Annotated in this window: 5 protein-coding genes; 3 read left to right on the top strand and 2 right to left on the bottom strand. The window is 64.5% G+C overall.

Features of this window, described 5'->3' with window-relative positions; translation table 11 throughout:
- The first annotated feature begins 21 nt into the window (after positions 1–21).
- Positions 22–522, top strand: a complete 501-nt coding sequence (locus O0882_RS27850; RefSeq protein WP_289953291.1) for a thioredoxin family protein — start codon at positions 22–24, stop codon at positions 520–522.
- Between the two features lie 6 nt (positions 523–528).
- Here the strand turns inward: O0882_RS27850 and O0882_RS27845 are convergent, their stop codons facing one another.
- Positions 529–2,532 carry a methyl-accepting chemotaxis protein gene (locus O0882_RS27845; protein ID WP_289953288.1) on the bottom strand — a complete coding sequence of 668 codons (2,004 nt, stop codon included), beginning with the start codon at positions 2,530–2,532 and terminating at the stop codon, positions 529–531.
- Between the two features lie 197 nt (positions 2,533–2,729).
- Positions 2,730–3,227, bottom strand: a complete 498-nt coding sequence (locus O0882_RS27840) for an Lrp/AsnC family transcriptional regulator (RefSeq protein WP_219887499.1) — start codon at positions 3,225–3,227, stop codon at positions 2,730–2,732.
- Between the two features lie 153 nt (positions 3,228–3,380).
- On the opposite strand from O0882_RS27840, the gene O0882_RS27835 reads away from it, so the two are divergent.
- Positions 3,381–5,420, top strand: a complete 2,040-nt coding sequence (locus O0882_RS27835; protein ID WP_289953278.1) for an aminotransferase class V-fold PLP-dependent enzyme — start codon at positions 3,381–3,383, stop codon at positions 5,418–5,420.
- 341 nt (positions 5,421–5,761) lie between these two features.
- Entirely contained in the window at positions 5,762–14,452 is an 8,691-nt protein-coding gene (locus tag O0882_RS27830) for a glucoamylase family protein (RefSeq protein WP_354670296.1), read from the top strand.
- The last annotated feature ends 52 nt before the right edge of the window (positions 14,453–14,504 follow it).

The following is a 14,504-nucleotide window of genomic DNA, read 5'->3' as shown; positions in this document are numbered from 1 at the left end:
GATTTCTCTCAGGAGCCCTGCATGCGCCTTTCCATTCTTCTTGCCAGCCTGCTGCTTGCCGGCACCGCCGTTGCCGCCGCGCCGACACCGGCCAACCCGGTCGCCACGCCGCACTTGCCGTACAACGCGGCAGCCGACGCCAAGGCCGACGTGGCCCGCGCCTTGGCCGACGCCAAGGCGGCGCACGTGCCTGTCTTGCTGATCTTTGGCGCCAACTGGTGCGAGGATTGCCGTGCGCTCGACAAGGCATTGAAGGAAGGCAAGAACGCCGAGTTGATGCAACAGCAGTTCAAGGTCGTCAAGGTCGATGTGGGCAACTTCGACCATAACCTGGACGTGGCGCAAGCCTATGGTAATCCGCTCAAGAAAGGCATCCCGGCTGCCGTGCTGGTCTCGAGCGACAACAACCAGGTGCTGTACGCCACCAAGGGCGGTGAATTGGCGAATGCGCGCCGCATGAGTGAAAGCGGCATTTATGATTTCTTCAAGCAAGCGGCGAGCGTGAAAGCGCCGGCGATGTAATCCCCTTTAAAACTCTTCCCACGCATCGCTGGCCGGCGCTGTCGGGCGAGCGGCGGGTATCGCCGTTTTTGCCGTTAGCATGCGCGCCGGCTTGGGCTGCACGGGCTGGTGGGGCGCTTGCCGCGGCACTGCATGCCCCGTTTCTTCCAGTTTGAAGACGCTGACCACCTGCGCCAACCGGTCTGCCTGGTCTTGCAAGGATTGGGCTGCCGCCGCCGCTTCTTCCACCAGGGCTGCATTTTGCTGGGTCGCGTCGTCCATCTGCGTGACGGTGGCATTGACTTGCGCGATGCCCTGGCTTTGCTCCTGGCTGGCTGAAGCGATTTCTCCCATCAGGTCGGCGACCCTCTGGACCGACACGACGATGTCCTGCATGGTGGCGCCGGCGGAGTCGACCAGCTTGCTGCCCGCTTCCACCTTGCTGCCCGAGTCGACGATCAAGTCCTTGATTTCCCTGGCCGCCGCTGCCGAACGTTGCGCCAGGTTGCGCACTTCTGTCGCCACCACGGCAAAGCCGCGGCCCTGTTCGCCCGCGCGCGCCGCCTCGACCGCCGCGTTCAGGGCGAGGATATTGGTTTGAAAGGCAATGCCGTCGATCACACCGATAATATCCGCGATCTTGCGCGAACTTTCCGTAATCGCGCCCATCGTCTGCACGACTTGTCCGACCACTTCGCCACCCTTGACGGCGTGGCTTGAGGCCGACACCACCAACTGGTTCGCCTGCCGGGCATTATCCGCATTCTGTTTGACGGTTGACGTCAGTTCTTCCATGGCCGCCGCCGTCTCTTCCAGGCTCGATGCCTGGGTTTCCGTGCGCGCCGACAGGTCCAGGTTACCCGACGCGATCTGGCTCGATGCGCTGGCAATAGCCCCGGTACTGTCACGAACTTCGCGTATCGTCACGTTCAGCGATGCGACGAAACGGTTGAAGGCGGCGGCCAGTGCACCGACCTCGTCTTCCGATTCGACGGGCATGCGGCGGCTCAGGTCGCCATTCCCGCTGGCGATCTCGCTGAGCATGTCCGCCGCGCGTGCGACGGGGGCGGCGATGGCGCGGCTGATGACATAAATGATGCACAGGGAGATGCCGCCGCCGACCAGCCCGGCGATCAGGGCGGCGATCAGGGCCGAACGCGTGACATTGCCCAGCACTTCCGCTTCCGGCACTTCCGCCATCACATACAGATTCAATTCCGGCACGAAGGAGGCGGCGACGAGCTGCTTGCCGGCCGGCGCCGCATAACTGGCATAGGTGTATTTGTTGCCGGTCAGCAGAGTCTTGCTCAATGCTGCATTAAAGCCGGGCAAGTCCTTCAACTGATGCTTGCCATCGGCCAGGGCCGGGTCGCGATGGATCAGCAGGTTGCCGTCGGCGCGTACCAGGTAGACATGGCCCGTCTGGCCGACCTTGTAGCTGCGGATGGTGTCGGCCATGGCATCGACGCTCAAGCCCATGCCTGCAATGACGGCCTTGCCACCGGCCGTCTGGCCCCGCGCATTCAGGAACAGCATGAAACTGCCCGAGGCTGGATCGCGGTCCAGATTGATCGTGTGCTGTTTGTTTTCGTCGAGCATGCTGAAGAACCAATGATCGGCTGGCTGTTGCTTGTCCAGTGTGCGGATCAGGCCCGCATCGGTCATGTACCGGGACGCAGTTTGCGAACTCCAGCTGACGACGGCCGCCTTGTTTTTTTCCTTGAGCATCCTGGCGTAGCGCTGGAAGGTCGGCAAGCCGTTTTCCGCCAGGTCCGCATCTTCCCAGTCTTGCAAAAAGACATCATTGGCCATCGTTTGCACGACCGACAGCGGTTGATTGATCTGGCGCAGCACATCATTGCGGATTTCTCCCACCTGGGCTGGCAGTTCCTGGCCGACGACCCGCTCGCGCACATAGTCGCTGCTCATGCGCACGCTGAGGAAGGATGAAATTCCCATGAACAGCAGCAGGCATAAGCCCATGCTGAACATCAGTTTTTTCTGGATGGAAAGATGGCGAAGCAAATGCATGGAAGACCCTGGGAATGGGCCCGCGCGACCGGCAGAGGTTGCCAGAAAGGCACGGACAAGTGCGCAGTATAGCGACGGATAAGGGGCATATAGTGGGGGTATGCCGTATTTAATGCAGTTGTGTTGCTGTATGGCAACGATTGTAAGGTGTTAACATGCGTGTTTTTCATGTACACCGGCGCAGGGTGGAAAAACGTTCAGGCAGGCAAGCCGTGGGCGATCAATTCCAGTGGCAATTCCGTGCTGCACTTGATTTGCTCCATGGAAAAGGCGGACGACACGCCCGTCAGCTGCACGGCCTTGATGAGCTTTTTATAAAAGGTATCGTAGCCCTTGATGTCGGTGGTGACGACTTTCAGCAGGTAGTCGATGTCGCCGCTCATGCGGTGGAATTCCTGTACCTCGGGCAGGACGATGACGGCGGCGGCGAAGCGGCGCAGCCATTTTTCATCGTGCTGCCCCGTGCGCACGCTGACGAAGACGGTGACGGGCAAGCCCACTTTTTGCCGGTTGACGATGGCCACGCGGCTCTCGATATAGCCCTCTTCCTCCAGGCGCTTGACCCGCTTCCAGCACGGCGTGCTGGACAAGCCGATCTTCTCGCTGAGGGCGGCGATCGACAGGGTGCCGTCCTGCTGCAGGGCGGCCAGGATGGCGCAGTCGAATTTGTCGAGCGTGGTATTTGGTGAATTCATTTTACTATTCCAGTTTTTATAGTATGACTATGCTGCATAGTAGCGTAGTTGCAGTGTCTTTTGGCATATCTTCACGGCAGCGTGCCGGTAAACTATCCATACGTTTCAGCCACTGGCGCTGCGCCCTTTTTAGAGAATACTCAGACGGTCATCATGAAAGAAATCTACCTCGACAGCAATGCCACCACTTGCGTGCTGCCCGCCGCCGTTGCCGCCGCCCGGCAAGCGATGGAGCAGGGCTATGGCAATCCCAGCAGCACCCATGCCACGGGATTGCAGGCCAAGGCCATGATGGATGGCGTGCGCCAGCGCGCCCGCGGCTTGCTGGGCGTGGGCGACGGCCGCTTGATGTTCAATAGCGGCGCCACCGAAGGCATCCAGACGGCCGTGCTGTCGGCCCTGTGCGCGCTGCGCGAACGGCGCGCTGCGGGCCAGCGCATCGGCAGCCTGCTGCTGTATGGCGCGACCGAGCACAAGGCCGTGCCGGAAAGCCTGGCGCACTGGAACCGGCTATTGGGACTGAACCTGGAAGTGCGCAAGTTGCCCGTCGATGCGCAGGGGCGCCACGATCTGCAGGCACTTGACGCGCTGATCGGCGACACAGCCATGCTGTGCACGATGGCGGCGAATAATGAAACGGGCGTCGTCAGCGATTTGTCCGCCATCGCGCAACTGCTGCAGGAACGCGGCGCGGACGCCTACTGGATGGTCGATTGCGTGCAGGCGCTGGGCAAGCTGAAACTGAACCTGGCCGCCACGCGCATCGATTACGCGCCGTTCTCCGGCCACAAGCTGTATGCGCCGAAGGGCATCGGCATGCTGTATGTGCGCGCCGGCGCGCCATTTACACCGTTGATGATGGGCGGCGGCCAGGAGGCGGGCCTGCGCTCGGGCACGGAGAACATGGCCGGCATCGCCGCCCTGGGCGCCGTGCTGGCTGCGCTGGACGATGGCAAGACCTTCCGCAGCCACGCGGAGCTGGTCGCTTTCCGCGCGCAGCTGGTGACCAGCCTGGAGCGCGCTTTCCCCGGCATCGTTTTCAATATGCCGTTTGCGTTGTCGCTGCCGACGACGCTCAATTTTTCCGTGCCGGGCCTGTCCTCGAAAGAGCTGCTGGACCTGTTCGACGCGGCGCGCGTGCGCGTCAGCTCGGGCAGCGCCTGTTCCGCCGCCAAGGCCCTGCCCAGCTATGTGCTCGAAGCGATGCACGTGCCGCAATGGCGCGCCAGTTCGGCCATCCGTTTGTCATTCGGCCCCCTGATCGATGCCGCGACGATAGCGGCCGCCTGCGCGCGCATCGAGCGCTGCGGCGAAGCGCTGCGCAGCAGCTGTCTGCTGCCGTCGGCGCTGACGCCATCGCAGCAGGACGGCGCGCAGGACGGCATAATCCAGCTGAGCGTCGATGGCCAGTGCACCTGGCTGCTCAGCGACGCCGCCAGTGCCAGTTGCGTCGTCATCGATCCCGTCGCCGCGCTCGTGCCGCGCCTGGCCGCCTTCATCCGTTGCCAGCACCTGGCCTTGCGCGCCATCGTGCACACGACGGCGCCAGCCGACCATGGCGTGGCGCGCCTGGCCTTGCTGCAGGAACTCGCCATCGAACAGGTGGGTCGCGTCGATATCGACGGTGAGCTGGCACTGGGCCAGCAGCGTTTGCGCCGCGTCGAGTGTGGCGAAAACCATGTGTATTTGCTGGGGCAGCGCTTCGCCTTCATCGGCACGCTCGCGCCCGAGGCGCTGACGCCCTTGCTGGATGCGGCGCTGCTGACGCCGGACACCGTGCTGTGCGCCGCACGCGACGACGGCAGCATCTGCGGCACCGTGCGCACGGTGCGGGACGGCCTCGTGCCGGCCGCCGAACTGCAGCTCGATGCGGCCAGCCTGCCCGCCTTCTTGCGCCAGCATCCTGACGCCATCCTCGTCGACGTGCGCGAAGCGTATGAACACGCGGCCTGCGCCGGAAACGTGTTCGAGGGCTGCGCCGTGCACAGCGTACCGCTGAGTCGCCTGGCCGGGCAGGTGGCCGCATGGCTGCAGCAGCCTCACTGCCCGCTGGTCTTTTTCTGCCGCAGCGGCAACCGCAGCGCGCGCGCTAGCGCCTGTCTGCGCCGCCTGGGCCATGCTGCGGCATGGCAACTCAACGGCGGCATGGCGATGGCGGAAGCGACGCGCCACCCGCTGGCCATCGCGGCCTGACGGGACTGAAGTTTCCCCTCGGGAATGTTGCACCGTGCCATTATTGGCACGGTGTTTCCGTTTATTTTCTCCCCTTCATTTCCTCCCGGCATTTTTCTACCCTGAACGGGCTGATTTCTTTGCCTGCACGTCCCTAAAACCTCAGGTATGTACGCTAGCGCACGGTCTTGCGCGCAGCGCGCACCTACGATGAAGTTCAGAAAATCTCCCTATACCCTGAGATTCGTCGCAACGCTCCGGCGCTTCGCTTTCCGTCTTCGCCAGTGTCCGATCGTGTTCTTCCAGACTTGGCCAGCGTGACGGTGGCCGCTGGCTGCCTGCGCGCACCTAGCGAGGCCAAGTTGAAAGAGTACACCGCAGTCGTCACGCAGCAGATCAAGGAACAGCTTTCCAAGTTCAAGGCAATCTTCCGCGACCATCCCCTTGCACCGGACAGTTTCGACGCTGCGCGCGACGATGCCTTGCCCCTGCGTTCCGAGTTATTCAGCGCCATGCAGATGGCCGCCCACGGCAAGCACGTGGCCGCCGGCCACGCGGTGGGCAAGCACCATGGCCGCGACCGCCTGCTGGCGCGTCTGGCCGACAATGCTGCCCTGATCACGGCCACCGTCAATGAGCTGACGGCCACGGTGAAAAGCGGGCGGCAGGTCACGCCCGCCTCGGAGTGGCTGCTGGATAATTTTTACCTGATCGAAGAGCAGATCCGCACCACGCGGCGCCACTTGCCGAAGAACTACAGCAAGGAGCTGCCGCGCCTGACGTCGGGCGTGGACGCGGGTTGCCCGCGCGTGTACAAAATTGCGCTGGAAATCATCTCGCATGGTGACGGCCGCGTCGACCTGGAAAACCTGTGCCATTTCATCGAGGCTTACCAGGATGTCGCCACGCTCACGCTGGGTGAACTGTGGGCCGTGCCCATCATGCTGCGCCTGGCCCTGATCGAAAACCTGCGCCGCGTCGCCGTGCGCGTGGCCGACGACCGCATGCAGCGCGACCTGGCCAATACCTGGGCCGACCAGATGACGGACATCGCCGAGCGCAATCCCAGTGGCTTGATCCTGCTGGTAGCCGACATGGCGCGTTCGAATCCACCGATGACCAGCGCCTTCGTGGCCGAATTGTCGCGCCGCCTGCAGGGACAAAGTTCCTCGCTGACCCTGGCCCTGTCGTGGCTGACGCACAAGCTGGCCGAGTCGGGCCTCACCATCGAACAGCAGATCCAGTCCGAGATCGGGCAGCAGGCGGCCGACCAGGTGTCGATCGCCAACAGCATCGGCAGCCTGCGTTTTCTCGGCACCATGGATTGGCAGGAATTCGTCGAGACCATGAGCGTGGTCGAGCAGACCTTGCGGCTGGACCCGGCCGGCACGTATGGCTTGATGGATTTCGCCACGCGCGACAGCTACCGCCACGCCATCGAACGCATCGCCAGGCGCAGCGCGCGCAGCGAAGTGGCAGTGGCCGAGATGGCGGTGCAGCTGGCGCATACGCACGGCAACGGCAATGACGCGCGCCGCGGCCACATCGGCTTTTACCTGGTCGGGCGCGGCGTGCTGGTGCTGGAAAAGCAGGCCGGTGCGAAGCTGCCTTTCATCGAGGCGCTGCAGCATACGGCGCGCGCCGCGCCGCTGGCCAGCTATCTGGGCGCCATTGCGTTCCTGACCCTGGCGACGAGCGCCTTGCTGCTCGAGCGCGCCGTGCGCCATGGCGTGCAGGGCTGGCCCCTGGCGGCACTGGGCGTGCTGGCGCTGCTGGGCAGCAGCCAGCTGGCCGTGGCCGTGGTGAACTGGCTGGCGACCCTGATGACGTCGCCCCATCCGCTGCCGCGCATGGATTACCAGGCCGGCATTCCGTCAGATGCGCGTGGCATCGTGGTGGTGCCGACCCTGATCTACAGCGAGGCCAACGTGGCCGCCCTGTGCGAGGCGCTGGAAGTGCGCTACCTGGCCAACCGCGATCCGAACCTGCGTTTCTGCCTGCTGACGGATTTTGTCGATGCGTCCGCGCAAACGATGCCGGGCGACGAAGCCTTGATGCGCCAGGCGCAGGAGACCATCCGTGGCTTGAACGATAAATACCGCGTGGAAGGCGCCGAGTTCAAGGCCAATGGCGAACCGGCCGACGGCGAAGAGCTGGGTCTTGCGGGGCCGTTCCTGCTGCTGCACCGTCCGCGCTTGTGGAATTCGCAGCAGAATGCGTGGATGGGGCAGGAGCGCAAGCGCGGCAAATTGTCCGATCTGCACGCGTTTTTGCGTGGCGGGGCACGCGACAGATTCTCGCTGGTGGAAGGCGAACTGCGCGGCCTGCGCAGCATCCGATATGTGATCACGCTCGACACCGATACGCAGCTGCCGCGCGACGCGGCGCGCGAATTCATCGCCACCATGATGCACCCGCTGAACCGTCCCGTGCTGGACGCGGCGGGCACGCGCGTGGTGGCCGGTTACGGCATCCTGCAGCCGCGCGTGGCCGTGGCGCTGCCCAGCGCGAATGCTTCGCGCTACGAGCTGCTGTGCGGCGGCGAGCCGGGCATCGACCCGTATACGCGCACCGTCTCCGACCTGTACCAGGACGTATTTTACGAGGGCTCCTTCATCGGCAAGGGCATCTATGACCTCGACATGTTCGAGCGCGTGCTGGGCCAGCGCCTGCCCGACAATAAAATCCTCAGCCACGATTTATTGGAAGGCTGCTACCTGCGCGCCGGCTTGCTCAGCGACTCGCAGCTGTATGAGGAATACCCGGCCCGCTACGACGCCGACGTGAGCCGCCGCCAGCGCTGGATACGCGGCGACTGGCAGCTGATCGGCTGGTTGCTGGGCCGCGTGCCGGGCCGCGCCGGCAAGCGCGAACGCAATCCCTTGTCGATGCTGTCGCGCTGGAAGCTGTTCGACAACCTGCGCCGCAGCATCGTGGCGCCGGCCACCACCCTGTCGCTGCTGCTGGTGTGGGGTTTCTTGCCGCACGTGGTTTTCTGGAGCGTGGCGGTGCTGGCCATCATCTTCCTGCCGCCCGTTTTTTCGGCCCTGTACGATCTGCTGCGCAAACCGCGCGACACCCTGTGGCGCCAGCATCTGGCCGCGTTCGAGCGGCGCTGCGGCGTGCAGTTTTCGCATGCCATGCTGACCCTCGTCTTCCTGCCGTACGAAGCATGGATCAGCCTCGATGCCATCGCGCGCACCCTGTGGCGTCTGGGCGTGTCGCACAAGCATTTGCTCGACTGGCGCGCCTCGAACCTGCATACGTCTTCCGGCTCGCAGGCAGACAGCTGGCGCGCCATGTGGTGCTCGCCCGCGCTGGCGCTGGTCACCTTTGCCGCCTTGCTGCACTGGCGCCCGGCGGCGTTGCCGGCTGCCGCCGTGGTGCTGCTGCTGTGGCTGGTCGCACCTGCCATCGCCTGGTGGATCAGCCGCCCCATTGAACGGGCCGTGGCGCGCCTGTCGGCCGAGCAGGGGCGTTTCCTGCATGGCGTGGCGCGCAAGACCTGGGCCTATTTCGAGACCTTCGTCGGACCGGACGATCACTGGCTGCCGCCCGATAACATGCAGGAGCATCCGAACCTGGTGGTGGCGCACCGCACCTCCCCGACGAATATCGGCCTGGCCCTGCTGGCCAACCTGACGGCCTACGATTTCGGCTATATCACCATGGGCCAGTTGATCGAGCGCAGCCGCGCCACCTTGCGCAGCATGGGCGAACTGGAGCGCTTCCAGGGGCATTTCTACAACTGGTACGACACGCAAACGCTCAAGGCGCTGCAGCCCATGTACATCTCGACGGTCGACAGCGGCAACCTGGCCGGCCATCTGCTGACCTTGCAGCCCGGCCTGGTGGAACTGTACGACGCCCCCATCATGGGGCCACAGATCGTGGACGGCATCCGCACGACGGCGCAGGTACTGCAGGAATTCATCGCCGCCGAAGGCGAAGGCAAGGCGGTGCGCGCATCGCTGGCGCTGCTGCAGATGCCGGCCGTGCCAGCCAGCCTGCCCGCATGGCATGCCTACCTGAGTGCGGCGAATGGCGCGGCCGACGCGCTGCTGTCGCTGACCCTGCAAAGCGAGGATGGCGAACTGGCCATGTGGAGCGGCGCGCTGGCGCGCCAGTGCCGCGCGGCGCTGGCCGAGTTGCTGCAACTGGCGCCATGGGCGGCACAGGCAGGCCTCGATGCGGCGTGGCTGCGCGTGCCGACCCTGCGCGAACTGGCCAATCTGGAGGCGCCGGAAGGCCTGCCTTCCGAGCTGGCCGCATGGCTGGTGCAAGGCCGCGAACAGGCGGGCCGTCACATGCGCGACATCGCCCATGCGGCGGGCCAGGCGCGCGATTTTGCGCAGATCGAATACGCGTTTCTGTACAACCCGTCGACCAAACTGCTGGCCATCGGCTACAACGTCAGCGAACGGCGCCTCGACCCCAGCTACTACGACTTGCTCGCATCCGAAGTGCGCCTGGCCAGCTTCATCGCCATCGCCCAGGGCCAGCTGCCGCAGGAGCATTGGTTCGCGCTGGGCCGCCAGCTGTGCATGGTGGCGGGTCAGCCCGTGCTGTTGTCGTGGAGCGGCTCGATGTTCGAGTATCTGATGCCGCTCCTGGTGATGCCGAATTATCCGAACACACTGCTCGACCAGACCTATCACTCCGTCATCGAGGCGCAGATCGACTATGGCCGCCAGCGCGACGTGCCGTGGGGGATTTCCGAATCCGGCTACAACACGGTCGACGCCAGCCTGAATTACCAGTACCGCGCCTTTGGCGTGCCGGGGTTGGGCCTGAAGCGGGGCCTGGCCGACGACCTGGTGGTGGCGCCATACGCCAGCATGATGGGTTTGATGGTGCAGCCGGAAGCGTCGTGCCAGAACCTGCAGCGCATGCAGGCGGCCGGCTACATGGGCCGCTATGGTTTTTTTGAAGCCATCGATTTCACTACGGCGCGCCTGCCGCGCGGGCAGGCCAGCGCCGTCATCCGTTCGTTCATGGTGCATCACCAGGGCATGGGCTTTTTGGCCCTCAGCTACCTGTTGCACGACCGCCCCATGCAGCGCCGTTTCGAGTCCGATCCGCTGCTGCAATCGGCCTTGCTGGTGCTGCAGGAACGCACGCCGCAGGCAGGCGCGTTTTATTCGAACACGGCCGAACTGGCGGTGCTGCGCAGCGGCGCGCCCGAACAGGCCATGCCGATGCGCATCCTCACCCAGGCCAACAGCGCCGTGCCCGAAACGCAGCTGCTGTCGAATGGCCGCTACCACGTCATGGTGAGCAATGCGGGCGGCAGCTACAGCCGCTGGAAAGACTTGTCCGTGACGCGCTGGCGCGAGGACAGCACGCGCGATAACTGGGGCAATTTCTGCTACCTGCGCGACCTCGACGACGGTGCCGTCTGGTCCACCATGTATCAACCGACCCTGGTCGAACCGAAGAAATACGAAGTGATTTTCTCCGAAGGGCGGGCGGAATTTCGCCGTGCCGACCATGGCCTCGACCTGTACACGGAAATCGTCGTTTCGCCCGAGGACGACATCGAAATCCGGCGCACGCGTATCAGCAACAATTCGAACCGCCAGCGGCGCATCGAGATCACCAGCTTTGCCGAAGTGGTGATGGCGCCGGCGGCGGCCGATGCGGCGCATCCCGCGTTCAGCAAGCTGTTCGTGCAGACGGAAATCCTGGCGCATGAAAATGCGATTTTATGCACGCGCCGGCCCCGCTCGAAAGACGAGCAGATGCCGTGGCTGCTGCATGTGATGACCGTGCACGATATCGAGCACTATGCCGTGTCGTTCGAGACGGACCGCGCGCGCTTTATCGGCCGCGGCAACACGGCGCAGCTGCCGCAGGCGCTGCAGGATAGTGGTCCGCTCGGTGGCGGCCACGGTTCCGTGCTCGACCCCATCGTGGCCATCCGTTACGTCATCACGCTCGAACCGGACCAGGCGGTCACGGTCGATAGCGTGACCGGCATGGTGGAACAGCGCGAGGCGGCGCTGCACCTGATCGACAAATACCAGGATCGCCACCTGGCCGACCGCGTGTTCGAACTGGCCTGGACGCACAGCCAGGTGGTGCTGCGCCAGTTGAATGCCAGCGAAGCGGACGCGCAGTTGTATGCGCGCCTGGCCAATGCCGTGATCTACCCGAATGCGACCCTGCGTGCCGAGGCCGGCATCCTGATCAAGAACCAGCGCGGCCAGTCCGGCCTGTGGGCGTATGCCATTTCCGGCGACTTGCCCATCGTGCTGCTGCAGATACGCGACGCTGCCAATATCGAACTGGCGCGCCAGATGGTGCAGGCGCATGCCTACTGGCGCCTGAAAGGATTGATCGTCGACCTGGTGATCTGGTACGAGGAACAGTCGGGCTACCGCCAGCTGCTGCACGACCAGATCATGGGCCTGATCGCCTCGGGCATCGATGCGCAGGCGATCGACCGTCCGGGCGGTATTTTCGTGCGCCTGGCCGAGCAAATCGCCAACGAAGACCGCATCTTGCTGCAATCGGTGGCGCGCGCCATCATCAGCGACTTGCGCGGCACCCTGGCCGAGCAGGTCAAGCGTCCGCCCAGCCCTGTACTGCGCATGCCGCCGCTGCTGCAGGACTCGGCCCGCGAACAGGGCGGTGTGCCGCACCGGGCGTCAAAGCGCGCGCTGATCCTGGAAAATGGCCTCGGTGGTTTCACACCCGATGGGCGCGAATATGTGATCACCACGGGCGAAGGCACACAGACGCCGGCGCCCTGGTCGAACGTGCTGGCCAACGCGCAATTCGGCACAGTGGTGTCGGAAGGCGGCCAGGCGTATACGTGGAGCGAGAATGCGCATGAATTCCGCCTCACGCCATGGCAGAACGACCCCGTGTCCGACCTGTCCGGCGAAGCGTTTTACGTGCGCGACGAGCAAACCGGCCAGTTCTGGTCGCCGTCGGCCCTGCCGGCGCGCGGTAGTGGCGACTACGTGACGCGCCATGGCTTTGGCTACAGCATGTTTGAACACAGCGAGGGCGGTATCGCCACCGAATTGTGTACCTATGTGGCGCTCGACGCGGCCGTCAAATATTCCGTCATCAAGGTGCGCAACGACAGCGGCGTGCCGCGCCGCCTGTCCGTTACCGGTTATGTGGAATGGGTGATGGCCGACCTGCGCGCCAAGTCCTGCATGCACGTGGCGACCGAGGTCGACACCATCAGCGGCGCGCTGTTTGCCCGCAATAACTACAACACGGAGTTTTCAGGCCGTGTCGGCTTTTTCAATACCGACGCCAGCATCCGCTCCATCACCTGCGACCGCAATGAATTCATCGGCCGTAATGGCAGTCTGGCGCAGCCGGCGGCGCTGCGGCGCGTGCGCCTGTCCGGCAAGGCGGGCACGGGGCTGGACCCGTGCGCAGCGATCCAGGTGCCGTTTGAACTGCAACCGGGGCAGGAGCGCGAAATCGTCTTCCTTCTCGGCGTGGGCGGGCGCCGCAATGCCGACGCCAGTACCATGGTGCAGCGCCATGCGGGCAAGGATGCGGCCCGTATGGCGCTCGACGCGGTGCGTGCGCACTGGGAGAGCACGCTGGGCGCCGTGCGCATCGAAACGCCCGATCCATCGCTGGACGTGATCGCCAATGGCTGGCTGATGTACCAGACCATCGCCTGCCGTTTGTGGGCGCGCAGCGGCTATTACCAGTCGGGTGGCGCCTACGGTTTCCGCGACCAGCTGCAAGATGCGATGGCCATGATCCACACGGCGCCGCAACTGCTGCGCGGCCATTTGCTGCTGTGCGCGGCGCACCAGTTTGTGGAAGGCGACGTACAGCATTGGTGGCATCCGCCGTCGGACCGGGGCGTGCGCACGCACTGCTCCGATGATTACCTGTGGCTGCCGCTGGCCGCCTGCCGCTATGTGATTGCCACGGGCGACGTCAACGTGCTGTCCGAAGTGGCGCCCTTCATCGAGGGACGCGCCGTCAAGCCGGAAGAGGATTCCTATTACGACTTGCCCGTGCGTTCGGGCGAGTCGGCCGACCTGTACGAGCACTGCGTGCGCGCCATCCGCCACGGCTTGCGCCTGGGTGTGCACGGCTTGCCCCTGATGGGCTCCTGCGACTGGAATGACGGCATGGACAAGGTGGGCGAACACGGCAAGGGCGAGAGCGTGTGGCTGGCCTTCTTCCTGTACGAAGTGCTGCAGCGCTTCGCCGAGGTGGCCGTGCTGCGCGGCGACGCGGCGTTCGCCCAATTCTGCCGCGACGAAGCCGTGAAACTGGCGGCCAATGTCGAGGAACATGCGTGGGATGGCGAGTGGTACCGGCGTGCCTACTTCGACGACGGCACACCCTTGGGTTCGCATACGAACGAGGAATGCCAGATCGATTCGATTTCGCAAAGCTGGGGCGTGCTGTCGGGCGCGGCCAACAAGGAGCGCGTGGCCGGCGCCATGCGCCAGGTCGATGCGCGCCTGGTGCGCCGAGATTCCGGCGTGATTCAGCTGCTCGATCCGCCGTTCGACAAATCCGACCTCAATCCCGGCTATATCCGCGGCTATGTGCCGGGCGTGCGCGAGAACGGTGGTCAGTACACGCATGCGGCCATCTGGACGGCGATGGCGTTTGCCCGCATGGGCGATGGCGAAAAGGCGTGGGAACTGCTGCGCATGATCAATCCCGTATGCCATGGCGTGGATGCGCAGGCGGTGCAACGCTACAAGGTCGAGCCGTATGTGGTGACTGCCGACGTGTATGCCGTGGCGCCGCACGTGGGGCGCGGCGGCTGGAGCTGGTACACGGGGTCGTCTGGCTGGCTGTACCGGCTGATCGTCGAATCCCTGCTCGGCTTGACGCGCGAAGCGAACATGCTGCGTGTGTTGCCGACCATGCCGGCCGAATGGGACAGCTTCAAGCTGCATTACCGCTTCGGTGCCAGCAGCTATGCCATCACGGTGGAAAGGGCACAGGGGCGGCCCGCAGGACTGTCGCTCGATGGCGTGGCGCAGGAGGGCAACAGCATCGCCCTGCGCGACCAGGGCCGCGAGTATGCGGTGCTATTGCTGGTGTAGTCTTGCCCATGTCTCAAGAAAGCGCGCTGACCGTTCGGGATCAGCGCGCCGG

This window comes from Janthinobacterium sp. SUN073 (assembly GCF_030397665.1).
GTDB lineage: Bacteria > Pseudomonadota > Gammaproteobacteria > Burkholderiales > Burkholderiaceae_D > Janthinobacterium.
Note: the sequence above shows the minus strand (reverse complement) of the source record. Positions and strands in the feature narration are given on the sequence as shown.

Coding starts and splice junctions, on each gene's coding strand:
- O0882_RS27845 (WP_289953288.1), bottom strand. CDS start 2,532: ATGCATTTGCTTCGCCATCTTTCCATCCAGAAAAAACTGATGTTCAGC.
- O0882_RS27840 (WP_219887499.1), bottom strand. CDS start 3,227: ATGAATTCACCAAATACCACGCTCGACAAATTCGACTGCGCCATCCTG.
- O0882_RS27850 (WP_289953291.1), top strand. CDS start 22: ATGCGCCTTTCCATTCTTCTTGCCAGCCTGCTGCTTGCCGGCACCGCC.
- O0882_RS27835 (WP_289953278.1), top strand. CDS start 3,381: ATGAAAGAAATCTACCTCGACAGCAATGCCACCACTTGCGTGCTGCCC.